Here is a 24677-nt window from a genome sequence, read left to right as displayed (position 1 = left end):
CTGAGAGTGCAACGCAGGTATGGACTCCATTGTTTCCATGTCATCAGTCCTGAGCATGCGTCACACTCAAGCCACCAAACGTTTGCGATATGGGCATCATTTCGATGGTATTCACATTCATGTGTGGCGGCGTTTGATACAACCACAAAGCTGTATTGGCGATGTCTTCCGGCGTTAAATACACTGTATCCGCATACACTGCCGCTGCCTGAGCGTCATTGCCTTTAAAGCGTACATTGGAAAATTCCGTTTCCCCACATAATCCAGGCGCAATCAGGCTCACACGCACTCTTGTACCTGCCAAGTCGGTGCGCAAATTCAAACTAAACTGCTGCACAAAAGCCTTGGTAGCACCATAGACATTGCCGCCTTTATAAGGCCAAGCGCCCGCAGTAGAACCCAGATTGATAATGTAGCCTGCGTTGCGCGCCACCATTTGCGGCAGAATCTGCCGCGTGAGATAGGTCAAACCCAAAATATTGGTGTGTATCATGGTTTCCCAATCCGCAAATTCGGCTTCTTGGGCTGGCGCCAAACCCAGTGCCAAGCCGGCATTGTTGATCAAACCATCAATCTGCGCCCAATCACCGGGCAAAGAAGCCAGTGCAACATCCACACTGCGCTTATCGGCCACATCCATGGATAAAGGAAAAAAAGACGCCCCCAATTCGTGGTGTAAATCCTCTAGCTTCTCCAAACGCCGCGCCGCACCTATTACAGAGAATCCAGCGTTCACAAACGCGCGACACATTGCCGCCCCAAACCCAGCCGAGGCCCCCGTAATCAACACCGCCATCATTCACTCCTTTTTGCATAGACATACCCAATAAACCGATCAATATGTTAGCACGTTATCAGCAACACTTTTCACCTGATGGCAATGCCATTGCAGAAATCAAACAGGCTACCTGAAGCCTTTCAGGCAGCCTACCTCATCTTCAGAGCATTGGCACAGCGCTTGCTCTTATTCATTCATACTTGTATTAATCAGTGATGCTGACCGCCCCATGAAAAAATCAAACCAAGGCTTTACGTTAATTGAATTGATGATTGTCATCGCCATTATTGGCGTCTTGGCTGCCATTGCATTGCCGCTTTATCAAAACTATGTTGCCAAAACACAACTCACGCGCGCATTTTATGAAGTTCGCTCCACCACCACTGCCATCGAAACCATATTGGCCAACGGCAACATGCCCACACTGGATCCAGCGCAAGACAACACAAAAAAAGGCATCACCTTGGTTGAATTTGCCGGGCTCAATGGCAGCAACCCCAGCTCAAATATGTTTAGCGGCGCTCAAATCATCCAAAACAACGATCAATTTGAAGCCATTGCCGTGACCTTGGGTAAAAACGCCAGTACCGCCATCCAAGGTACCACCATCCAGCTTAATCGCTCTGGCGCTGGCGCTTGGACTTGCGCCATCACACCCCCGGCCAATGCCGCCAATCAAACAATGTTCGCCGTCAATAGTTGCACCGTTAATTAATTGGCTTGAAGATAATCCCGAACAATCTTTTCATTTCTTACTTTGCTTGCATTGATAGCGCCACCATTGGCTAGGAAAACCATTAATTCCTGATGGCGAGGTCGAATGAGGGTAACGGCAGTTGTCTCGGGTAAACTGCCATCCTTCCAAAAATATTGGTCATTTTTACTAGAAAACTCATACATGGCCAAGCCATGGCATCCACGCAGATTGTCGAGCCCACAGCGAATTTGGCGCTCAGAAAATGAGCTGAAAATATTTGGTGCTGATTGTCTCGATGCATTATCTAGTGCGAGTAGCAAGCTTTTTGCGCTTCCTTTTAAACTGCCAGAAGCTGTCGCATTGTGCCAAACACGCAAATCATCATTTGTATTAGACCTTCCGAAAGGGTATATGACCCAATTGATCGCGTCATGGCTTTGAGCTTGCCACAAAAAAACAAATGAGCTTTGTGAATAAGGGCCAGATGTCATCAAATGTTCAACTGATTGTTTGGTTGAAACTGTCAACACTGATCCCAACAGGCAATACCCTAAATTGCTGTATGCAAAGCGCTGACCAGCGTTACTGTTGAGTTGTAAAGAAGCAAGTGCAAGCAAATGATCTGGGCACCAGCTATTTGGCGCGGCCATTACATCACCTTGGATGGTTCGATCCACACCCATTCGATGACTCAATAAATCGCCAATCGTAATAGCCTTGGCCCTGTTATCTACCCAATTGCCCATCCTTACTTTTTGAGTTAGCAAACGGTTTGCTACTGGATCATTTAACGATAATTGCTGCATCCTAATTTGCTGGAAAATCAGTTCCGCAGTGATTAATTTGGTAAGTGACGCATAGGCAAAAATACTATCATTATTCACTGGAGGGGATATGTATGGCCAATATTCCCAGCCGTATTGGCATGCATGTAGCTGCCCTTGTTTCAGTTCTGCCCACTGAGCTGCCGTTGCATGCACTGATTGCACAGAATCCACAAACCATTTTTTCACTCCAGCTGAAACTCCTTTGGAGCAGGTAACCGGAGCGAATTGGGTATTGGCCCAAATGGCCAAAAATTTCACATTGAGCCAATCAAAATAAAAACCTATGTACACCAACACCAACAGCAGACTGGATAACACTCGCAAAGATTGACGCTGCTTTTTCAAGGTACGCATCAACGTAACCTTAGTCGTTTGAACAGGTAATCATGCCGGTGGTGAATCAAACAAGAATAATTTTGATATTCAGCAAAGCGGCTTAAATGCCGGGATTCGGAGCAGGCCCGACCGTAATAAATCAGGCTTACACACATTAGCCCCAACACCATCGCTATTGCCATCCAAATGGACTGATGCGGCAGCAATGGCAACAAGCACAGCCACCAATAAATATTTTTTGATAAATAAGCAGGATGGCGGCAAAATGCGTAAGGACCATGATCAACTAATCCACGCCAACTCAAATTGGAAAAACGTATACCAAACACTAGAGTTGACCACCAATATATCACCCATGATAAAGATAATAAAATCAACCACGTTGTATACACCCAACCAGAGCCATTGGCCCAATTATCGGCAGTTAGTACAGTATGCTGCTGTATGTATTTGATGATTTGCACAAATGGCGGGTAACAAATCAGGCAAAATACCCAACCCCGCCAATCTGGCTCGACATCCAAAATTTCATTATCAAAAAGACGCGTAGTAAACACGTAGCCGATAAAGCCCACCACCACATCCAACATAACACCACCATAAAATGCCAGCATGGCCCATTGTGCTAAATTTTTCGGCCAAGTCAGTTGCAGCAAAATACCAGTAATGTTGTAAATAATAAAATACATAAACGGCAAGAAAAAGGCTTTCAATGCCAGCATTCGTAGGAAATCACCAGTCCCACTGCGTGGGCCACGACCGAGAATTAGAGCACCATATTCATCTGTTTTACTGTGCACCAATCCATGCTTAAAACATAAAAAACTGTGTAACAACACAAAACCCAAGATGATCGGCATCATAAAAAGACACTTAAATCCATAGCCACCGTAAGTCGCGCCCAAAGCTTCACTTATGGTCGACCACAAAATGGAAATCAGTAGTAGCACACTGGCGTATACCAAATTGGGTAGTGCCGATACTATCCACCATTCACCGCTGTTCCATAACGCCATCGAAAATATCGGCCGTATTTTAAATGCCCATAATAGATAAATATATCCCAGTAAAACATAAGTGAGGATAATCCAATCCGCTGATTCGATGCCCAGCCAGCTTGATATACCCAGCCACCTCCAGCCCAGCAGTGCCAATACATAACAACCAACCTGGCCCAAGCCCAAGGCTATATTGTTCATCATCCATCCATTTCATTTGCATCAAGGCCAAGCAACAGAAGTACCCTAATAAATTCTAATCAAAAAAAAAGCTACTTAACAGTAGCTTTTTTCTAGCAACTCATCAGTACTTCGTATTAATTACCGGTGCTAGTAGAGGCAGCAGCAGGAGTACAACCAGCTGGTGCATATTTGGCATCAACGGTAGTAGCACAAGTCCAAGCACCGCTAGCATCACGCGTCCAAGTCAAAGTTTTGGTTTTCAGTGCAGTAGCAGCATTATTACCAAAGGTAGCAACAATAGTGCCAGAAGCAGTAGCACTCGTAGGCAAAGATACTTGAGGCACACCAGTACCGGTTGGCGCAGCAGTACCACCGTCTTGCACAGCGCCAGTCAATAAATTAGAACCGGTAGCACCAATTACACATGCGCTTTGGCCTACTGTTGTTTTACCATCCAACACACACGTTTCTACAGCAGTTTTTAAAGAACCAGATTCAGACATCACACGGCTAACTTGTGATTTGGCGATGTAGTTTTGGTACATCGGCAATGCGATGGCAGCCAAAATACCGATAATCGCGATTACGATCATCAATTCGATTAAGGTAAAACCTTTTTGCAATGATTTCATGCTTTATCTCCAAATAAGGAACGTTTCATGGTTGGCCAGAGGCCAAAGGTTTCGGCATAGCCGGATGAGAAATAGTGAGCAGCAGGCATGCCAATCTACTTTTATTACATTAATTTATTATTTATCAGATAGATAAATAGAATTCAGCGCCACCTCGCCCATTCAAACATAATCCATAACGGAAAAAACTGACAAAAATAGTCACTTTTTAACCTTTCATGCATGATGCATAACAACCCTTGCGAGCACAAGGCCGCCGCCTTCTTAGTCTCAATCATCCCTTGCTTTGGCATTGCCGATAATGGGCAAAATGAACTCCGATGACGCAGCAAGGGCCGATGGTCTAGCATTTCATTTGGCTGTTGCGCCGCTGCGGCGATGAATGCGGCTGAATCTGGTTTCTGCCTTGCCGAGTATTCGTTTTTTTCAGGCAGCCTGCTGGTACAATAGGCCATTGATTGAATGGGCGTGGCCAATAGAATGGCTGCGCCAACAACCGAAATAGAGACCATGAATATATTGTCGTTGGATAAGGCTTGTTTTGCCGTGGGCCACTACCCTTTACTGGATCATGCAGAATTTCAATTGGATGCTGGTGAAAAAGTAGGGCTGATTGGTCGCAATGGGGTGGGCAAGTCTTCGCTATTGAAAATTTTGGCGGGGGCGCACAAACTGGATGATGGTTTGCTCAGCATCCAAAATGGGCTAAAACTGGTTTATGTGCCACAAGAATCGGTGTTTGATCCAAATACCACGGTATTTGATGCCGTTGCCGAAGGCTTGGGGGCATTGCGTGATTTGCTGCGTAACTACCACCAGACTAGTCAAAAATTGTCACTTTCTGCCGATGAACGTACTTTAGCGCAGCTCACCGAATGGCAAAACCAGATTGAAGCACAGAATGGATGGCAATTTGATGCTGCCATCAATCAGACCATGAGTGAGCTGGGGCTCCCTGAAAACGAGTTATTGGGGAACTTATCCGGCGGCCAAAAGAAAAGAGTGGCGCTGGCACAAGCATGGGTGCAAAAACCAGACGTATTGCTGCTAGACGAACCCACCAACCATTTGGATATTGAAGCCATCATCTGGCTGGAAGGCTTGCTCAAAAATTTTTCAGGCAGCCTGGTGGTGATTACCCATGACCGCCGTTTTTTGGATCATGTGGCCACGCGGATTGTGGAATTGGATCGAGGCATCTTACGTAGTTATCCTGGCAGCTTTGCCCAATACACCGACAAAAAAGCACAAGAACTAAGCGTAGAAGCGGAACACAACCGCTTATTCGATAAGTTCCACGCCCAAGAAGAGGCTTGGATACGCAAAGGCATCGAAGCACGGCGCACACGCAATCAAGGTCGAGTGAAGCGGCTGGAAGAATTGCGGCGCGAGCGCTCGGCGCGGCGCAACGTACAGGGGCAGGTATCATTCCAGCTCAGCCGAGGTGAACAAAGCGGCAAAATCATTGCCGAACTGGAACATGCTTATTTCTCTTTTGGCGACCACGAGATTATGCGTGACTTCTCTACGGTGATTCAGCGTGGCGATAAAATTGGCTTAATTGGCCCCAACGGCATCGGTAAAACCACTTTTTTAAAACTTATTTTGGGCGAGTTACAACCCACTGCCGGTAAAATCCGCTTGGGTACCAAACAAGAAGTCGCCTATTTCGACCAATTCCGCAGCGCCTTGAATGAAGAAGATACGGTGTTTTATACCTTGGGCCAAGGCAATGATTATGTGGACATTGGTGGCCAAAAAAAACACGTGATTGGCTATCTGGAAGATTTTCTGTTTTCGCCTCAGCGTGCCCATAGCCCGGTGAAATCACTTTCTGGTGGTGAACGCAATCGTTTGCTCCTGGCCAAGCTGTTTACCCGTTCAGCCAATATTCTGGTACTGGACGAACCCACCAACGATTTAGACATCGACACTCAAGAGTTACTGGAAGAACTGTTGCGCAATTATGCTGGCACGGTATTTTTAGTGAGCCACGACCGTATGTTTTTGGATAACGTGGTGACCCAATCGATTGTATTTAAAGGCAAGGGCATTTTGCAGGAATACATTGGCGGCTATCAAGATTACGTTGATGCACAAAAACGCGAAGACGCATTGATGACAGCAGCCACAGCGCCTGCAAAAATCACAGTGTCTGCCCCACCAGAAAGTCAGCCTCAACCCAAAAATCAGCGTGCAGGCAAGCTATCTTATAAAGAGCAACGCGAGCTTGATGGATTACCCGAGGAAATGGCATCCCTCGAGTCGGAACAAAATGAACTCAACCAGAAGCTTAGCAACCCCGATATTTTCAAAAACGATTATCAACTGGCGGCGCAGTGGCAAGCACGGATTGCCGAAATTGAGGAAGTTTTGCTTGATAAGCTCACTCGCTGGGAAGCGCTGGAAGCCAAGCTGCAAGGCGAGGCATCATCATCATGAGTTGCGGTAAAGGATTTGTCGTGGCCACTGGAGTAGCCTAATTTATGCAACTAAACCGCTTTACTGACTTGGGTTTGCGCGTATTGATTATGCTGTCGCACACCCCACCCACGCAAAAAATCACTGTGGCACAAATTGCGCAGGCGTTGTCTGTATCGCAAAATCATTTGGTGAAAATTGTGCATTTCATGGCTTCCGCGGGCTGGGTTGAATCCTTTAAAGGGCGGCATGGGGGCATCCGTTTGGCCCCCGCCAGCTATGCGCGCCCTTTGGGTGAATTGGTACAACAATTGGAAATCCACTCTTCGGAAGGCCGCCCGTTGATTGACTGCCACCAGCCCCCATGTTCCTTATTGCCGTTGTGTAGTCTGCCACCTTTATTAGCCCAAGCCCAGCAAGCCTTTTATCAGGCCTTAAACCAACATACCTTGCAAGACATTAGTCGGCATGACAGCCAGAGTAATGAGATCGTGGTGCAGTGGCTATCGACCGAGCACTCAAAAGACCATGCTCGCCCTTAACGTCCATGCCAAAGACAGCATTGAGCGGTTGATCAGCATCGCATTTCCACCTGATGCCCATTCCGCCCTATTCGCCCGTCAGGCTGCCTGAATAATCATTTCCTTTGGCACGAAAAAAAACGCCACACAAAACAGGTGGCGTTTGACACCATCATCATCGCCTCAGTCCTACTCAGCATCTCCGCTATCATCACTAATTGCATCGCTACCGACAGGTGCTCGATCACCCAATCCGCTATCCAAAAAAGCAGGTTGAGGCAACAAAGTATTGAGATTCAAGCTGTTGGCAGACAATACTGGATAATCACTAAACCGAACCTGATAACCGCCATTGCTGCTGGGACGAAGCTGTGCATGCGCACCCAATGGGAATGTGGTTTTGTTGGTAATATGACCAAATGGGAATCCGGTCAGTACCGGCACCTTGGCCACCCGCGATACGGTTTGGATCACGCTATTGAGCGTGTAGCTGGCGTCATACACATCGCGCACACTTCCCATGCGGAAATTACCCAATACAATGGCTTTTTGGCGCCCCAGCACACCAGCCAAATACAAGGTTTGCAACATCCGTTCAATGCGGTAAGGCTGCTCGCCCACATCTTCCAAAAACAAAATGCCCCCATCAATATTAGGCATATAAGGACTGCCAGCAAGCGCCGATAAGACGCTCAAATTGCCACCCCAAAATAGGCCATCCGCGGATACCTCTCGGCTCTGAATATCACTAACACTAACCATCATATTGGGATTGGTGCTGTTATCTACAAACGACTGCAACGTATACGTGCTTGGTTGCGGCTTGGCGAATTCACTGTAGAGCATGGGCCCCGCAAAACTGGGTACACCACTTTTAGCCAACAACGCCAGCTGAATGGCTGTTACGTCACTAAAACCATACAACAAGGTGCCTTTTTCACGCATTCGGTTGCCCAAATTAACCCAATCAATATGCGGCAACAAACGCATGGCCCCATAGCCTCCCCGAAAACCCATGAGCACTTTTGGGGTCGCTACGCGGCCGCTGGCCACGTCTTGCAAATCCGCAATTCGCTCCAAGTCGCTACCAGCAAAACGCTGATAGCGACGAAAGCAGGCCTGCTGGTTGGTCACCACAAAACCGGCGTTATAAAGGCGCTGCAGCCCCAGATCACTGCGACTGCTGCTCTCGCCATAACCAGAACTGGCAAATACACGCAAAAGGTTATCGCCGGTTTTGGCGGTATTGGGTTGAGTGGTAGACGTCACTTTGGGTACCGTGGTTGTGCTGCTGCCGCAAGCTTGTAAAATACCTGCTCCGGCCGCAGCCAAGCCGGCACGCAGCACTTGGCGCCGACTGTTGGACATTGAATTCATAAGCATTCGCTCTCCGTTGTTGATATAGGCCCTGCAACGGCAAGGTTTAGCGTGCGCTATTGTAACGAATCAGGCTCGTTTGTGGGCGCCTAGTGTCTTTTCAGGCAGCCTTTTAACTTGCTCATGCCTTTATTTATCCTGATTTAACAGCTTGGCAATGTGGCTAGTAAGCTTCTCTGGCGAAGTGATGGGAGCGAAGCGCGCCAACACTCCACCATCACGGCCAATCAAAAATTTAGTGAAATTCCACTTAATGGCGGCCAGGCCCGCCAGCCCTGTTTTCTCGGTTTGCAAAAATAACCACAGAGGATCGGCATGTGGGCCATTCACTTCGATTTTTTGGCTCAAGGCAAAAGTGGTGTGAAAGCGGTTATGACAAAAGCCTTGAATTTCATCGCCATTGCCCGGCTCCTGCTGGCCGAATTGATTGCACGGAAAGCCAATCACAGCAAAGCCTTGAGGGCCGTATTCATCCTGCAATTGTTGCAGGCCTGCCAATTGCGGCGTAAACCCGCATTCACTGGCTGTATTGACCAGCAGCACTATTTTTCCCCGATAGTCGGCCCAATTTAGTGGGGTGCCATCAATCAAAATTACGGGAAAATCATAGACTGTGGTGACGCGCGTGGGATGGGGTGTATCCATGAGTAACGTCCTTATTTTGCTTGCCAAAGCCGCTGTTTTCATCAACACTGCGGCTGTCTATGTGCCATTGTAGGTGAAAAAATGACTTTGCTGAAACAATTGACCTTATGCACCCTGTTGGCGAGCTTGGCTGCTTGCGGCCAGCTCCACCCAAACACACGAACCGAAGCCATTGCCGACTATGGTTCGCGCATTGGTTTTTTTAATGGTTCGGCAGAGGGTCGTCAAAATTCAGCACCACCATTAGGCTTGGGCCATCCCCAGAGCAAGTTCATCGGCATAATAGCACCGCCCACTGCTGAATACACTGCGCCCATTCAAAACACTGAGCGTTACGGAAAAATCGACACCAATCCGGTGCATGCAGTGGCGCAAGCGCCCGTTTCCACCTTCAGTATTGACATAGATACGGGCAGCTATACCAATACCCGCCGCTTTCTCAATCAGGGCCGTCTCCCGCCCGTAGATGCGGTGCGCGTGGAAGAATTGGTTAATTATTTCGACTACCACTACCCTTTGCCCTCTGGTGATGCGCCCTTTTCCGTGCACACCACCACGGTGGATTCGCCTTGGCAAAAAAATGCCAAAATCATTAAAATCGGCATCCAAGCCAAAGACATCGCGGCCCAGCAATTGCCACCTGCTAATCTGGTTTTTCTGGTGGATGTTTCAGGCAGCATGAACAGTCATGACAAGCTGCCTTTGGTGAAACAAACACTGCGCCTCTTAACCGAGCAATTGCGCCCACAAGACAAAGTCACCCTCATTACCTACGCCAGTGGCGAAAAACTCGTATTGCCGCCCACTTCAGGTAGCCACAAGCAAACCATTTTGCGAGCCATCAATGAACTGAGCGCGGGCGGCGCCACCGCGGGTGAACAAGCCATTCAACTGGCGTACCAAATGGCTGAGAAAAACCACATCAAACACGGTATCAACCGCATTTTGCTCGCCACAGATGGCGATTTTAATGTAGGCATTACCAACTTTGATACCCTTAAAGGCATGGTGGCGCAAAAACGCCAAAACGGTACCTCGCTCACCACGTTGGGTTTTGGTACTGGTAACTACAATGAACGCCTCATGGAACAGCTGGCCGATGCAGGCGATGGCAACTACAGCTACATCGATGGTCCAGAAGAGGCCAAGAAAGTCTTGCAGCGCCAACTCTCTTCCACCCTAGCGACAGTGGCACAAGACGTCAAAATTCAAGTGGAATTCAATCCAGCTACCGTCAAAGAATACCGATTGGTGGGCTATGAAAACCGCTTGCTCAAACAGGAAGATTTTAATAACGACAAAGTGGATGCAGGCGACATTGGTGCAGGCCACAGTGTGACCGCGCTGTATGAGATCATCCCTGCAGGCCAAAAAGGCTGGTTGGATGATTCACGCTACCAAGCCACACCATTGGCATCAGGCAAAGCCAGTGAGTATGCTTATGTGAAGCTGCGCTACAAATTACCGGGTCAATCCACCAGTAAACTTCTGAGCCATGCGGTGCCGGCCATCAGTCAGCCTTTGAATCGGGCCGATGGTGATACCCGCTTTGCAGTGGCAGTGGCGGCTTATGGTCAACAATTGCGCGGTGGCCAATACAACGGTGACATGGGCTGGCCTGCCATCATCGCGCTGGCACAAAATGCCCAACAACCAGATGAATATGGTTTACGGGCGCAATTGGTGGACTTGGCGAAAATCGCCCAAAGTTTGAGTGCGCGACACAACCGAGAGTGAATCCTTTCAGGCAGCCTGTGGTTGCCTGAATGTGCTTATTCATTCTATATCAACGAAAGCAGTGAACAATGGGGATGTTTGACTTAGGTGTGCGCGACTGGCTATTAATGGCGCTGATGGCCTTGCCGGTGGTGGCCACTTTGCTGCCGCTGATTCCAGCGGCACATTGGAGCGTGCGCGTATTTGATTTTCCCCGTTTGCAGATTGCGGCTTTGAGCGTATTGTGCATGGTTTTGAATCCCTTATTCAAACAAAGTGATAGTCCCCTTTTCTTGGCAATGGAATTACTGAATTTGGGCTGCGTGCTTTACCAATTCAAAGAAATCCATGCCTATACATGGCTGGCCAAAAAACAAGTCTTAGACTATCAAGCACTGACGATGATCGCCGCATCAGCATACTCAATAGCAATGTCCTCACCCCCAACCGCCATGCCGAAAAATTGATTGCACTGGTTAAACATTACCAGCCAGATTTGCTGCTGACGCTCGAATCTGACCAATGGTGGCAAGACCAGCTCTCTATATTGGAATGCGACTACCCCTATACCGTGAAAATACCGTTGGATAATCTTTACGGCATGCATTTATACAGCCGCCTGCCTCTGAATCATGCACAAATACTGTATCGCGTTCGTGAAGATATCCCGTCCATCGAAACCGAAGTGCAATTGCGCAGTGGCGAATGGATCAAAGTATTTTGTTTACACCCGATGCCACCCAGTCCCACCGAAGCAGAGACAGCCACTGAGCGTGATGGTGAATTGTTGATTGTGGGCCACCAAATTGAACACAGCAACGAGACCTGTTTGGTGTTTGGCGACCTCAACGACGTGGGCTGGTCCAAAACCTCGCGACTGTTTCAAAAAATCAGCGGCCTAATTGACCCACGCGTGGGGCGTGGTTTGTTCAGTACGTTCCATGCCCACTACCCTTTTTTACGCTGGCCCCTCGATCATATTTTCGTCAGCAATGATTTTTTGGTGCGGCGACTAAGACGTCTGCCCAACATCGGTTCTGATCACTTCCCGGTATTCGCCGAGTTTCAATATCATCCGGCGGCGGAAGCCATTCAGCCAGAGCCCGAAGCAAGTGCCGAAGACAAAGCACGGGCACATGAAAAAATTGAAGAGGCCGAGCCCATACATCAACAAGCGCAAATAAAATACACCGAAAACCGCAAGGGTTAACCCCACACAACCAACACCCATCATCAACAAACACGCCTAGCCCACCACGCCTAGCAAGCAGCAAGCAGAGCAGGCTGCCTGAAACGCTTTCGCTAAACTAAAATAGTCACGCTTTGGGAATGTGCTGCAACAAATCCAACAGCACCGCCCAATTCTTGGCTACCGAAGCAATATTGACACGCTCTTTCGGCGAATGCGCGCCAGTGATGGTTGGTCCAAACGACACCATGTCCAGATGAGGTGCCTTGCCACTGAGCAATCCACATTCCAACCCAGCATGAATGATGTCCAATGATGGCGCCTGTCCAAAATGCCGCTCAAACACCACTTTGGCTTGTTGCAATAAAGGCGAATCGGCATTGGGTGCCCAGCCAGGATAATCGGCATCAAACCGTACCGTTGCGCCTGCCAGGCGCGCCAATGCCTCTATGCGCTGCCCCAACGCATCTTTGGGAGACGCCAGTAAGGAGCGCATCAGGCAGTGTATTTGCACCCCTTCTGCATTGGTTTTGACCACACCCACGCTGCTGGAAGTTTCCACCACCCCTGCAAACACATCGCTCATACGCAATACACCATTGGGTAAGCACAATAACCCATCCAACACGCGGCGCGTATCGGCCAATGAGGCTGCCTGAAGCGGCGTATCGACGGCCTGCACGCTGATATGCAAATTCGGTTCAGTGTGCGCCAACTCCGCCTGCAACACTGCTGCTGTTGCCGCCACAATGGGCGCCGCCTGATTTTCAGGCAGCATGATGGTGGCTGCGGCTTCGCGCGTAATCACGTTGCGCAATTCCCCACCCGCCAAATCAGCCAAAGCAAACGGGGCCACTTCATACACCGACGCCAAGAGCCGCGCCAACAACACATTGGCATTGCCCAAACCTTGGTGAATATCGGCGCCAGAATGGCCGCCTTGCAAGCCCTCCACGCGAACGCAGCAAGCAGCACCTTCCGCCGCCTGCCAACGCAAGGGCAAAGTGAAATTCACATCACGACCACCGGCACAACCGATGAATAGCCGACCTTCTTCCTCACTATCCAAATTGATTAAATACGGCATCGTCAACCAGCTAGGGGAAAGCGCCATCGCGCCACCCATCCCGACTTCTTCTTCCACCGTCACAATCAACGTTAAATCCGGATGAGACATATCGGCCTCAAACAATACTGCCAAACCCATGGCCAAACCGATGCCGTTGTCCGCACCCAGGGTGGTCTGCTCAGCACTCACCCAGCCATTATCAATGCGGGTGTGAATCGGGTCGCGGGCAAAGTCATGCAGCGAATCTGGGGCCTTCTGCGCCACCATATCCATGTGTGCCTGTATCGCCACAGGCGCTCTGTCAGCCATACCTGCCGTGGCCACTTTATGAATACGCACATTGCCGCGCGCATCTTGTTCGGCAGACAAACCTCGAGCCTCTGCCTGCTGCATCAAAAAATGACCCAAAGCTTGTTCATGAAAAGTTGGGCGCGGAATGGCACACAGTTGTTCAAACCAATACCACACAGCCTGTGGCTGCAATTGTGTGAGGGTTGTCATAATGTTTTGTCTTTCTCAATTGTTCAGGCTGCCTGAACAACAAAACCATGCCCGCAGGCATGGTTGGCGAATACTACAGACAGCCTAAACCTATTCGATTCTAGAATTTTACACCTTTGTGCAAGGCCACTACACCAGCAGTCATATTGTTGTAGCTAACACGGTCAAAGCCCACATCCAGCATCATCTGCTTTAAGGTTTCTTGATCTGGGTGCATGCGGATGGATTCAGCCAAATATTGGTAGCTCTCGGCATCTTTGGCAATGAACTTACCCATCAGTGGCAACATTTTGAATGAATACAAATCGTAAACAGGTTTCAGTGGCGCGGCCACACGGGAGAACTCCAACACCAGCAAGCTGCCACCTGGCTTCAATACGCGGTACATTTCTGCTAATGCCTGCTCTTTATGCGTCATATTGCGCAAACCAAAAGCCACCGATACCAAATTAAAATAATGGTCGGGAAACGGCAGCTTTTCCGCGTCACACAACGCCACGGGTAAAGCTACACCTTCATTAAGCAGCCGGTCTCGGCCCACGGTTAACATGGATGAATTAATATCGGTCAGCCACACCTCACCCGTTGGCCCCACGCGCTTGGCCCAGCCGCGCGATAAATCACCGGTACCGCCAGCAATATCCAACACCTTATCGCCTTTTTTCAAAGGTGCGGTATTGATGGTGAAGTGTTTCCAGATGCGGTGCATACCGCCAGACATTACGTCATTCATGATGTCGTAATTTTTCGCCACCGAATGAAACACCTCAGCCACTTTGCCGGCTTTTTCTGTTTCATCCACGGTTTGGTAGCCAAAATGGGTTTTGTGATCGCTCATGTTTGTGCTTTCTGCTGGTTCTTGCTCATGGTATGGGCTGCCTGAATGCATCAGGAAGCATCCCGGCTGGCGCCAGCAACCGCAGTTGTTGTTCGTAATCGGCCCAACGCCCCACCTGCTGCGTAGCCAACTCGTATAAATAATCCCAATCATACAAGCCGCTGTCATGCCCATCACTGAAACTAATTTTCAACGCATAATTGCCCATCGGCGTAAGCCCCGTAATGGTGACATGGCGTTTGCCCACCTGTAGGACTTCTTGCCCGGGCGCATGGCCTCGCACCTCGGCGCTGGGCGAAAATACACGCAAATACTCTGCTGATAGATGATGGCAGTGCTCGGCATAAACCAAGCTCAGCGCGGTTTTATCGTGATTCAAGCGGATTTCATCAGGCAAGGGATGGTGCATGGCGGCTCTTTAGGCAAAAACGCGTTTATTTTAACCGATATGACCCACACTGCACACCACAGTCCGAAAAACAGTTAGTCCACCGCAATGAATCTCTACACCCTACTTTTCAGGTAGCCCCGTTTGGCAGTATATTGGCTGCCATGCACAACCTCAGGCTCAAGGACAACGCCATGCAAACTGCTGCTGTGATTGACTACATTGTGAACTGGTTGAAAGATTACGCCAACGAAGCGCAAATGAAAGGCTTTGTGGTGGGGGTATCCGGTGGGATTGACTCAGCCGTAGTTTCCGCATTGGCCGCCAAAACAGGCCTGCCCACATTGGTGTTGGAAATGCCCATCCACCAAAAAACCGATCAAATTGGCCGCGCCCAAGAGCACATCAAACAACTCAAAGCCCGCTTTGACAATGTTGAAGAACATTGGGTGGATTTGACCCGTACGTTTGATTCTTTTGTCATGGCCGTTGACATTGGCGACCCCAAAGAACACCAAACTCAGTTGGCGCTGGCCAATGCCCGCAGCCGTATCCGCATGATTGCTCTGTATTATTATGCACAAGAACGTGGTTTGCTGGTAACCGGCACAGGCAACAAAGTCGAAGATTTTGGCGTGGGCTTCTTCACCAAATACGGTGATGGCGGTGTTGATATCAGCCCAATTGCTGACTTACTCAAAACTGAAGTGTATGAATTGGCCAAGGCGTTGGACGTACCGAAAAGCATCCAAGAAGCAGAGCCCACCGATGGTTTATGGGACACCGACAAAACCGATGAAGATCAAATCGGGGCCAGCTATCCCGAATTAGAATGGGCCATGGGCGTATATGATCGTCACACTGCCGGTGATTTCAATGGCCGCGAGCGCGAAGTATTTGAAATTTACGAGCGCCACCACAAGGCCATGGTTCACAAAATCAATCCCATCCCCGTGTGTACCATTCCGGCTAATTTGTTGAAATAATGTGAATCTCACGCCCGGCAGGCTGCCTGAAAACATTCAGGCAGCCTGTTTTGTGTTGGCCGCCGACTTAGCGTTTGCTGATGACCACCGCATCCAATTGAAACAAGTCAGGCCCGTGCGTTTTCAACCAATCCTTGGCCGCATCCACATGCGGCGTATGTGTACGCACCAAAGCCCAAAAGGCGAGACTGTGATTGGGGTGTGGAAGATGGCACAATTCATGAATACATACATAGTCTACCACCCAATCCGGCGCCCCAATCAGACGCCAATTCAAACGAATACCCGTGCGGGCGCGGCACACCCCCCAAAAGGTTTTGGCAGAGGAGAGCCCCACCCCCGCTGGCGTGAGCGCTAAATTGTCCGCCCACGCATGCAAACGCGGAAGCAAGGAGGCTTGCGCAGCTTGCTTTAGCCACACATGCAACGCTGCAGCTGCTTGATAATCAGCGTCGGCATGATGATTTTCGGGTACCGCAAAGCCTTGGTGCATACACCATTGAATAGATTGAATGCAGCCATCACGCCTTATAGGATATAGCACGCCTTGATACCACAACTTTTCAGGCAACCCTAGCCATGTTTGTGCCGACGGCATTTGCTGCGCTTTGCGCCAATACCGCAACACAACCGCCTCATTGGCACGCAACCACGTTTGTAACGATTGCATGCTGAATCTGGGCGGTACGCTGATGCTCAATACATGCGCTGTTTCGATCCGCAAAATCAGATTTTTACGCGCCCGCCGATAGAGGCGAAAGGCAATGCGTGTACCGTCTTGGGTATGATAGATTTCAAGCATAGATAGCTAGTGATGAAAAGGCTGCCTAAATCGGGTTCAGGCAGCCTTAAATATTAAAGCCGAGTCTTGCTCAAGGGTGGTGTAGGCACTTGTGGCTGCTTGGGGCCAAATGGGCCTGCGCCTTGAATCTTGGCTTGCTCATTCTCAATCCAAGTTTCGCAAAGATGAGTGAGCGCTTCTGGATTGGGCGCCGCATCATAGGCAATGGGTTTACCGATCACCACACTGATGGTACCCGGGTATTTCAAAAATGAGTTTTTCGGCCAGAATTCACCACTATTGAGCGCCACGGGCACCACATTCATATGCAATAACTGCGCCATCCGGGCAGCACCGTGTTTATAGCGACCACGAAACCCAGGTTTGATGCGCGTGCCTTCTGGAAAAATACAAATCCACAACCCTTGAGCTTTACGCTTCACGCCTTGATCAATGATTTGTTGCGACGCCTTAGTGGGGTTGCCACGGTCAATGCCTATGGTACCGGCCCACTTTAATCCCCAACCAAAAAACGGAATTTTAAACAATTCGCGTTTGGCCACAAACACCAGCAAAGGGAAGAAATGCTGCATGGCCAAGGTCTCCCAGCCAGACTGATGCTTGCAGCAAATGATAGAAGGCTCGGCTGGAATATTTTCCTTGCCTTCCACCCGGTATTTTAAGCCGACCACATGCTCCAGCATCCACAACAAGGATAAAGCCCAAAAGGTAGTGGTGTAATTTACGCCCTTGGGGATCAACATCGACACCAACACAATGGGCAAAAAACACACTGTAAACACCACCAAAAACAGCCAATAAAACAAATTGCGCAGCAATAACATGAATTATGCTTCCTTTTCGTCGTCAGGACTGTCTTGTTCAATGCGGTATTTGGCAAAAGCCAGCAAATCATCAAACACTTGAGTGTCTTCAGGCAAGGCTTCTTGAGCCAGCGTTTGCTTGCCCTTACCGGTCAACACCAGCGCTGGGTGTCCGCCCACCGATTCAATGGCCTGCAAATCACGCAAGCTATCCCCCACCAGCCACGTATTTTCGGCTTTCATGTGCAAACGATCCAGAATATCCAGCACCATGCCTGCTCGAGGTTTACGGCAACTGCAATCGGCGGCGGCTGTGTGGGGGCAAAACCAAACGCCACTAATATGCCCACCGGTTTTTTTGATTTGCATGTGCATCTTGGCATGCACCTCATTCAACTGCTGCATGCTAATCTTACCACGGCCGATACCCGACATATTTTCCGCCACCACCACGGTGTAATCAGCCTGAGTGAGAAACGCAATGGCATCCATGCTGCCGGGTAATGCGGTCCAATCATCTGGATCCGTAATGGGCTCATGATTGTGTACAGCGTTCATCACACCATCACGATCCAAAATAATCAGTTTATTGTAGCCGGCAATGGCCATGATTTACCCCTGGCTTTGTGGTCGCAAACTGCGACGCCATTGCGCCAACGCGGCATCAAACACGCCATCCAGCAACGCTTGGTTTTCATCATTAACAAGCACATGATAAAAACTGGTGAGCGCCGGGGTATTGAGTGTGCCCACATAATCTTCCATGAAACGGCCATAACCTTCGTCTTCGTCATCGTAATAAAACAGCGAAAACCGTCGGCCTTCTTCATTAAAATCCGTGTCTTCCAAGCCGCCACCCATGTTTTCCAACACAAATTGCGCACCACTCATCTGCCCAAGTTTGAGGGCAGCCATGTCGTCATTGGCGACTTCATCCCATTGCTGATTGACCAGATCCCGCCGCGCTGCCCATGACCAATAGTAGCCCATATGGGTGGCTGCATGCGCCATAGACAAATCAGCCGGATAATCTTCTTCAGTGTGAAACACCACGTGATCCAATAACATGCACCCTCCTTGCCGATTGCCATATGAATTCAAGCCAATATCCGTTGCCTGAATGCTTTTTAATCAGTCATTTAATAATGAAATATCGGCCACGGCGTTCATTTGTGCAGATAAATCTTTGAGCAGCGCCAGCCGGTTATTCCTCACCGCCTCGTCTTTGTCCATCACCATGACTTCATCAAAAAATGCATCTACTTTAGGTTTAATCCCAGCCAAAACCGCCAAGGCTGCCTGAAAATCTTTGGCCTCGAGCGCTTGGTGAATGTGTGCACTCAAGTTTTGGGTGGCTGCAAACAAGGCTTTTTCTTGAGGTAGCTGTAGCAGTGGTTCGGCCACTTCAGGCAAGGCATCGGCATCGGTTTTCTTTAATAGATTATGCACACGCTTGTTCGCTGCGGCCAAAGCAGCCGCTTCAGGCAGCTTCTTAAATTCCGCCACAGCCTTGAGCTTATCTGCCACTTCGCCCAAATTGTGCGTGGCACCACCCAACACCGCTGCCACCTCATCATGGGCATAATCGTTTTGCAGCAATACCGCCAACCGTGCACGCATAAATTCAGCCACTTCCACCACTGTGTGCTCAGCCAATTTCCCTGCTGGAAAGGTATTGTAGGCAGCTTGCAACAACGGCGTTACTTCTAAGCCCTGTTGCATCAGCATACGCAATACACCCAACGCGGAACGACGCAAAGCGTAAGGATCTTTATCCCCAGTGGGCACCAAACCAATGCCCCAAATCCCCACCAAAGTTTCCAACTTATCAGCCAAGGCACGGCAGTGCCGATTGGGTCATCCGGCAAGGCATCCCCTGCAAAACGCGGTTGGTAATGCTGCTCGATGGCTCGCGCAACCTCAGCATCTTCGCCATCATGCAAGGCATAATATTTGCCCATGGTACCTTGTAACTCTGGAAATTCGCCCACCATTTCAGTGAGCAGATCGGCTTTTGCCAACTCTGCCGCACGCACCGCTTTGGTCACATTGGCACCCAGCGCTTGAGCAATCCCTTGCGTTAGCTGCATCAAACGAGAAACGCGTTCTGCTTGGCTACCCAATTTATTGTGGTAAACCACGTGCATTAATTTGGGCAGGCGGCTGGCCAATGAGGCTTTTTGATCTTGTTTGAAGAAGAACGCCGCATCAGATAAGCGAGCACGCAGGACACGTTCATTGCCGTGAATGATGTGACTGGGATCCGCCGTTTGCAAATTGGATACCAGCAAAAAGCGATTCATCAATTTGCCTTCCGTATCCAAAAGCGGAAAATATTTTTGGTTCTGCTGCATGGTTAAAATCAAGCATTCTTGCGGCACACGTAAAAAATGTGACTCAAAACCGGCTTGCAGCACCACTGGCCACTCCACCAATGCAGTCACTTCATCCAGCAGTGCATCATCAGCGGCTACGGTCGCTTGCAGAGCCGTCGCGTTTTTATCCAATTCGCGCGCGATTAACGCCCGGCGTGACGCAAAACTGGCAATGACCTTGCCTTCTTCTGCCATTTGACGTGGATAATCATCTGCATTAGCCAATACGATTTGACCATGACTCAAAAATCGGTGGCCCAACGTCCAGTTTTGGCTCGTCAATCCGAGCACCTCACCCGGCACCACTGTATTGCCGTGCACCATAACCAAACCATGAACTGGGCGCACAAAGGTATGCGTGCTGCTGCCCCAGTGCATAACCTTGGGAATCGGCAATTTTTTCACCGCCTGAGCCAAAATATCACTGAGTAGCGCCGCCAAAGGCTGGCCTGCTTGCGTGTATTCGTAGGCAAACACCATTTGTTTGCCATCATCTATTTGCGTTAAAGCCGCCACATCCACATGATTGGCACGGGCAAACCCTTGCAATGCTTTCGTAGGCACTCCTTCTTTCATGCCCGCGACGACACTCGGCCCTTTTTTAATCACCTGCTGATCAGCTTGTACCGCTTTCACGTGCGGCACCAACATGGCCAATCGGCGCGGAGAAGCAAATACACTGTATTTTGCTGGCGATGTCACCAGCTGGGCTTTTTCTAAACCCTCAACCACCGCAGCAGCCAAGCATTCGCCCAATTGGTTCAGTGCTTTTGGGGGCAACTCTTCAGTTCTTAGTTCAATCAATAATGTATCGGTCATTTTTGTCTTTCGCGCCTTATTTTCAGGCAGCCACAGTGTTGCCGGTATTTTTGAGCAAAGGGAAACCCAAGCGCTCACGACTTTCCACGTATTTATGGGCCACCAATCGACTCAATGCGCGCACACGACCAATATAAGTAGCCCGTTCGGTCACTGAAATAGCCCCTCTTGCATCCAAAAGATTGAACGTGTGACCGGCTTTGAGTACCAACTCATAGGCAGGCAAGGCCAAATCCACGTCGTCCAACGCCAACAAACGCTTGGCTTCCACTTCATAATGGTTGAATTGATCCAACAACCAATCAGCATTGCTGTATTCGAAATTGTAGGTAGACTGTTCAACTTCATTTTGGTGGTACACATCACCATACGTCACGGTATGCCCATCCAATGTTTTGGCCCACACCAAGTCGTAAACGTTTTCCACACCTTGCAAATACATGGCCAAACGTTCGATACCATAAGTGATTTCACCCAATACCGGCGAACAGTCAATTCCACCAACCTGTTGGAAATACGTAAATTGAGTGACCTCCATGCCATTGAGCCAAACTTCCCAACCCAGGCCCCAAGCACCCAGCGTGGGATTTTCCCAGTCATCTTCCACAAAACGAATGTCATGCTGCTGGGGATCTATGCCCAGTTCTTTGAGCGAGTTGAGATACAAATCTTGAATATTATCGGGCGCAGGCTTTAAAGCCACCTGAAATTGATAATAATGCTGCAGCCGATTGGGGTTTTCACCATACCGGCCATCTTTAGGGCGGCGCGAAGGCTGCACATAAGCAGCAAACCAAGGCTCAGGCCCCAACGCGCGCAAACAGGTAGCCGGATGGCTGGTGCCTGCGCCCACTTCCATATCCAATGGCTGTAAAACCACACAACCGTGTTTGGCCCAATAGTTTTGTAAAGTGAAAATAATTTCTTGAAAAGTCAGCATGACGGAATCATCGGTTGCCTGCAAAGGGCGTTATTTTACTGCTTTGCACCGCAATTGAATAGCCAAAGACGAACGCTGTTTTAACCAAGTTAAACATTGGCTATTTTGATGCGGCCATTTTAGCCAAGCAGATGGAAAACAAATGGGCTTGCGATATACTAATCGGGTAAAACAGCAAGCACTGTTCGTGCCGAGCACATTCAGCTTCAGCACGCATCAGAAAAACTCACAATTCACGATTTTTAGGAGCGCATTGAATGGAACACAGCAACAACAATCAAGACCAAGGCATCGGCAAATGGGTAGCAGCTTTGCTGGTATTGATCGCATTGGTTTTGGCATTTTTCGGTGGCATGATTTTATTGGAACCGGCAGGCAACAGCATGACCACAGTACCGGCATCATCTGCAGCAGCAACATCGGATACCGCTACTGGTGACACCAGCGCCAGTGCAACCGCACCAGCATCTGCCACACAAGCTGATCATGTCGTGGTCGACAACGGTGTGGTGAAATTCTACTTCGCCAGCGGCTCTAACGCCTTGGCGGCTGATGCCAACACAGCCTTGGCCGATGTGGTTGCGGGCGCCAAAGAAGGTAAAAAAGTGGTAATTTCCGGCTTCCATGACAGTACAGGCGATGCCAAGGCCAATGCCGAAGTATCCAAACAGCGTGCCCAAGCCGTAGAAGCAGCGGTAGTTGCTCTGGGCGTATCGTCTGCGCAAATCGAGCTGCGCAAGCCACAAGACACGGAAGGCAGCGGCAACGCAGCAGAAGCACGCCGTGTAGAGGTATCTCTGGAGTAAGCTACATCTGGCTTGATGTACTTATCCAGAAAAACTGCCGTGATGCTCTTCAGTTGCGGCAGTTTTTCATTGCACCATGACTGCAGTCGCCGATCTTTTCTGAACCACAAAAAATTTATATATACACATTATCAACAACTGAATACATCACAACCTATGCCGGCGCATTCCGCAAACAAGCTCAACCGTCCAACAAGTGAAATCCTGATTTTGTGTGGCTAATGCCTCAAATCGGCTGCGCTCACATGCTGGTGTCGGCTTGAATGAATCATTAGACCGCAACTGGGATATAACTGCGTGGAACCATGCGGTTAAAGTCTTCTCGTTTATCAGATTTTATCGATTTCTTAGGATCTAGCACATACCCGCCGTTTGCGCTGGGAACGTAAACGACCCAGTGCCAAGTGTCAGTTTTGTCGTTGTAATTAATCCCCACTACGCTGAGGCATTTCAAAGACTCCCAATGGGATAGCCTTCGTCCCTTTGATGGATGCAACCCAAGCTCGCTTAGTAGTAAAGAAAGCTCCCTGGAGCTTGTGTAGAAAGGCGGGTGATTTGAGACAATACCAAGTTCAATGGCTAATGATTTGGCACGAGAATATGTAGTACGTCCAAGCATTGCAGCACAAGCGAGTCCGCAGCCAGTGCTATCCTCTTGAATAATTCGGCAGATCATCTATTACAGCCTAACGTATAAAATAAGTGACTGGCCAGAAGCCTGTGCGCTTGAGCATAAAATTAGAAAATAGAGCACGTTACAAACTTTCAGTATTACTCAATTCTTTCATTTAAGTTGCGTTGTTTTAGCGCTCGATAGCTGAACCAAATAATTATTTACAGGCTCACCCGCCACGAAATGAAACGCATGATCCCTAACTATATTTGATTTAGGCCGTCCCGCCCAAGCGCATTCAGGCAGCCCATCCATTTCGACCTGACCTATCTTCTTTCTGCCAATGCTTGCCTTTGATGATCAAGGCCACCTAATATTTTGCAGATGGATGGTTACATATTGTTTTGTTATGACCATTATTGCCAGCGCAGACAAGCCCCATCAAGCTGCTTGATTGAGTACGATCAGCTAGCCTCATGGTCACTATGTAAAACGGGAATTGGGGAACCAATCATCCTAATTTAAAAATTGCATTTTAAAGTGACTTGCTCAGGCCATCACTGTAAACCAATTTTGCACCCTAATTGATCTTTCACGCCAATCTATATCTGTATTTAAAGACCTGACATCGGATATCTTTCAGGCAACATCGAGCGAAAAACACAAGATATCGCCCAGAGCCAGCGGGTTAAATACGATTAAAACAGTTGCTCTATACTTCATAAATATGAAAACATAACACTCTTATTATTTATTTTTACGATGGTTTCAATCATGTATCGCGGTGAACGCTTTAACGCTTATTCACATTTAATTGGCGCCATACTGGCCATTGTTGGCACGGTATTATTACTCATCCAATCCGCTCACAGTGGCAACCCGTATCGCATTGTCAGTAGTGCTATTTATGGCGCCAGCCTGATTTTCTTGTATGTGATTTCCACCTTGTATCACAGTGTCCGTTCCACACATGCCAAAGGCGTGCTGCAAAAGTTTGATCATTGCGCGATCTATATTTTGATTGCTGGCAGCTATACCCCATTTACACTCACCACGCTTAATGGTGGATGGGGATGGTCACTGTTTGGTGTGTCTTGGGGCTTAGCCTTGTTTGGCATTGCTCAGGAATTAACGCTAGGCCGCAAGACCCGTATATTATCGATGATTTTATATGTGGTCATGGGTTGGTTGGTACTGATTGCCATCTATCCTTTGATGCAACGCATGTCTCTACCCGGCTTATTTTGGTTAGCATTGGGCGGCGTCGCCTACAGTATTGGTATTTACTGGTTTGTGAATGATGAAAAGATACCCCACGGCCATGGTATTTGGCATATTTTTGTACTCATAGGCAGTATAGCCCAGTTCATTTGTGTTTACGCCTATGTACATTAACGTGTTTCACATCATCACTGTA

The 24677-nt window shown here is 48.9% G+C and carries 24 protein-coding genes and 1 pseudogene; 9 read left to right on the top strand and 16 right to left on the bottom strand.

The window, feature by feature from the left end:
- Positions 1-43 precede the first annotated feature (43 nt).
- Complete coding sequence (locus tag A2F46_RS09895; RefSeq protein ID WP_066569950.1) at positions 44-796, bottom strand: SDR family oxidoreductase; 753 nt, start codon at positions 794-796, stop codon at positions 44-46.
- A gap of 211 nt (positions 797-1007) precedes the next feature.
- Between A2F46_RS09895 and A2F46_RS09890 the strand changes: the two genes are divergently transcribed.
- A complete protein-coding gene (locus A2F46_RS09890; protein ID WP_066569948.1) occupies positions 1008-1493 on the top strand; it encodes a pilin in 486 nt (161 codons plus the stop codon).
- Here the strand turns inward: A2F46_RS09890 and A2F46_RS09885 are convergent.
- From A2F46_RS09885 to A2F46_RS09875, 3 genes are all read right to left on the bottom strand, one after another.
- Positions 1490-2488: a serine hydrolase gene (locus A2F46_RS09885; RefSeq protein WP_197457634.1), complete on the bottom strand. Its 999-nt coding sequence runs from the start codon at positions 2486-2488 to the stop codon at positions 1490-1492. The two genes, A2F46_RS09890 and A2F46_RS09885, sit on opposite strands and share 4 nt — an antisense overlap.
- Positions 2489-2655: 167 nt before the next feature.
- The gene (locus A2F46_RS09880; RefSeq protein WP_082783657.1) at positions 2656-3840 is read right to left on the bottom strand and encodes an isoprenylcysteine carboxylmethyltransferase family protein; all 1185 of its coding nucleotides are present in this window, start codon (positions 3838-3840) and stop codon (positions 2656-2658) included.
- A gap of 113 nt (positions 3841-3953) precedes the next feature.
- Positions 3954-4451, bottom strand: coding sequence for a pilin (locus tag A2F46_RS09875; protein WP_066569940.1), 498 nt, complete (start codon positions 4449-4451; stop codon positions 3954-3956).
- A gap of 510 nt (positions 4452-4961) precedes the next feature.
- On the opposite strand from A2F46_RS09875, the gene A2F46_RS09865 reads away from it, so the two are divergent.
- On the top strand, positions 4962-6893 hold the full coding sequence (locus A2F46_RS09865; protein ID WP_066569929.1) for an ATP-binding cassette domain-containing protein: 1932 nt from the start codon (positions 4962-4964) through the stop codon (positions 6891-6893).
- Positions 6894-6937: 44 nt separating this feature from the next.
- Positions 6938-7414: an Rrf2 family transcriptional regulator gene (locus A2F46_RS09860; protein WP_066569928.1), complete on the top strand. Its 477-nt coding sequence runs from the start codon at positions 6938-6940 to the stop codon at positions 7412-7414.
- A 168-nt stretch (positions 7415-7582) separates the two neighbouring features.
- Here the strand turns inward: A2F46_RS09860 and A2F46_RS09855 are convergent, their stop codons facing one another.
- Both A2F46_RS09855 and A2F46_RS09850 read right to left on the bottom strand, forming a co-directional pair.
- Entirely contained in the window at positions 7583-8776 is a 1194-nt protein-coding gene (locus A2F46_RS09855) for an LD-carboxypeptidase (protein ID WP_369796335.1), read from the bottom strand.
- A 123-nt stretch (positions 8777-8899) separates the two neighbouring features.
- Entirely contained in the window at positions 8900-9415 is a 516-nt protein-coding gene (locus tag A2F46_RS09850) for a glutathione peroxidase (RefSeq protein ID WP_066569920.1), read from the bottom strand.
- Between the two features lie 81 nt (positions 9416-9496).
- Between A2F46_RS09850 and A2F46_RS09845 the strand changes: the two genes are divergently transcribed.
- From A2F46_RS09845 to A2F46_RS09840, 3 genes are all read left to right on the top strand, one after another.
- The gene (locus A2F46_RS09845; RefSeq protein ID WP_082783656.1) at positions 9497-11152 is read left to right on the top strand and encodes a VWA domain-containing protein; all 1656 of its coding nucleotides are present in this window, start codon (positions 9497-9499) and stop codon (positions 11150-11152) included.
- A gap of 68 nt (positions 11153-11220) precedes the next feature.
- A complete protein-coding gene (locus tag A2F46_RS13070; RefSeq protein ID WP_231867771.1) occupies positions 11221-11598 on the top strand; it encodes a hypothetical protein in 378 nt (125 codons plus the stop codon).
- Complete coding sequence (locus A2F46_RS09840; protein ID WP_231867770.1) at positions 11490-12341, top strand: endonuclease/exonuclease/phosphatase family protein; 852 nt, start codon at positions 11490-11492, stop codon at positions 12339-12341. Before A2F46_RS13070 ends, A2F46_RS09840 begins: the two co-directional genes overlap by 109 nt.
- Before the next feature lie 106 nt (positions 12342-12447).
- Here A2F46_RS09840 and A2F46_RS09835 read toward each other — a convergent pair whose 3' ends face one another.
- The 3 genes from A2F46_RS09835 to A2F46_RS09825 form a co-directional block, all read right to left on the bottom strand.
- Positions 12448-13890, bottom strand: a complete 1443-nt coding sequence (locus tag A2F46_RS09835) for an aminoacyl-histidine dipeptidase (RefSeq protein ID WP_066569917.1) — start codon at positions 13888-13890, stop codon at positions 12448-12450.
- Positions 13891-13990: 100 nt separating this feature from the next.
- Entirely contained in the window at positions 13991-14728 is a 738-nt protein-coding gene (gene ubiE / locus A2F46_RS09830; protein WP_066569957.1) for a bifunctional demethylmenaquinone methyltransferase/2-methoxy-6-polyprenyl-1,4-benzoquinol methylase UbiE, read from the bottom strand.
- A gap of 25 nt (positions 14729-14753) precedes the next feature.
- Complete coding sequence (locus A2F46_RS09825; protein ID WP_066569915.1) at positions 14754-15137, bottom strand: gamma-butyrobetaine hydroxylase-like domain-containing protein; 384 nt, start codon at positions 15135-15137, stop codon at positions 14754-14756.
- 173 nt (positions 15138-15310) lie between these two features.
- Here A2F46_RS09825 and nadE point away from each other — a divergent pair, with 173 nt between their 5' ends.
- A complete protein-coding gene (nadE, locus tag A2F46_RS09820) occupies positions 15311-16102 on the top strand; it encodes an NAD(+) synthase (RefSeq protein WP_066569913.1) in 792 nt (263 codons plus the stop codon).
- Positions 16103-16169: 67 nt separating this feature from the next.
- Here the strand turns inward: nadE and A2F46_RS09815 are convergent, their stop codons facing one another.
- The 6 genes and pseudogenes from A2F46_RS09815 to glyQ all read right to left on the bottom strand — a co-directional run bounded on the left by A2F46_RS09815 (position 16170) and on the right by glyQ (position 21841).
- A complete protein-coding gene (locus A2F46_RS09815) occupies positions 16170-16904 on the bottom strand; it encodes a M48 family metallopeptidase (RefSeq protein WP_066569910.1) in 735 nt (244 codons plus the stop codon).
- 53 nt (positions 16905-16957) lie between these two features.
- Positions 16958-17728 carry a 1-acyl-sn-glycerol-3-phosphate acyltransferase gene (locus A2F46_RS09810; RefSeq protein WP_066569906.1) on the bottom strand — a complete coding sequence of 257 codons (771 nt, stop codon included), beginning with the start codon at positions 17726-17728 and terminating at the stop codon, positions 16958-16960.
- A 3-nt stretch (positions 17729-17731) separates the two neighbouring features.
- Complete coding sequence (gene gmhB, locus A2F46_RS09805; protein WP_066569905.1) at positions 17732-18316, bottom strand: D-glycero-beta-D-manno-heptose 1,7-bisphosphate 7-phosphatase; 585 nt, start codon at positions 18314-18316, stop codon at positions 17732-17734.
- Positions 18317-18319: 3 nt separating this feature from the next.
- A complete protein-coding gene (locus A2F46_RS09800; protein ID WP_066569900.1) occupies positions 18320-18775 on the bottom strand; it encodes a hypothetical protein in 456 nt (151 codons plus the stop codon).
- A gap of 63 nt (positions 18776-18838) precedes the next feature.
- Positions 18839-20901: pseudogene (gene glyS / locus A2F46_RS09795) on the bottom strand (glycine--tRNA ligase subunit beta).
- Positions 20902-20923: 22 nt separating this feature from the next.
- Positions 20924-21841, bottom strand: a complete 918-nt coding sequence (glyQ, locus tag A2F46_RS09790) for a glycine--tRNA ligase subunit alpha (RefSeq protein ID WP_066569898.1) — start codon at positions 21839-21841, stop codon at positions 20924-20926.
- A 257-nt stretch (positions 21842-22098) separates the two neighbouring features.
- On the opposite strand from glyQ, the gene A2F46_RS09785 reads away from it, so the two are divergent.
- Positions 22099-22647, top strand: coding sequence for an OmpA family protein (locus A2F46_RS09785; protein ID WP_066569896.1), 549 nt, complete (start codon positions 22099-22101; stop codon positions 22645-22647).
- Positions 22648-22918: 271 nt separating this feature from the next.
- Here A2F46_RS09785 and A2F46_RS13490 read toward each other — a convergent pair whose 3' ends face one another.
- Positions 22919-23323, bottom strand: a complete 405-nt coding sequence (locus A2F46_RS13490) for a cysteine peptidase family C39 domain-containing protein (RefSeq protein WP_082783655.1) — start codon at positions 23321-23323, stop codon at positions 22919-22921.
- A 711-nt stretch (positions 23324-24034) separates the two neighbouring features.
- On the opposite strand from A2F46_RS13490, the gene A2F46_RS09780 reads away from it, so the two are divergent.
- Positions 24035-24655, top strand: a complete 621-nt coding sequence (locus A2F46_RS09780; protein ID WP_066569955.1) for a hemolysin III family protein — start codon at positions 24035-24037, stop codon at positions 24653-24655.
- The last annotated feature ends 22 nt before the right edge of the window (positions 24656-24677 follow it).

Origin of the sequence: Snodgrassella sp. CFCC 13594 (assembly GCF_001590725.1) — a bacterium.
Taxonomy (GTDB): domain Bacteria; phylum Pseudomonadota; class Gammaproteobacteria; order Burkholderiales; family Neisseriaceae; genus Snodgrassella.
This window is presented reverse-complemented; position numbering and strand designations above follow the sequence as displayed.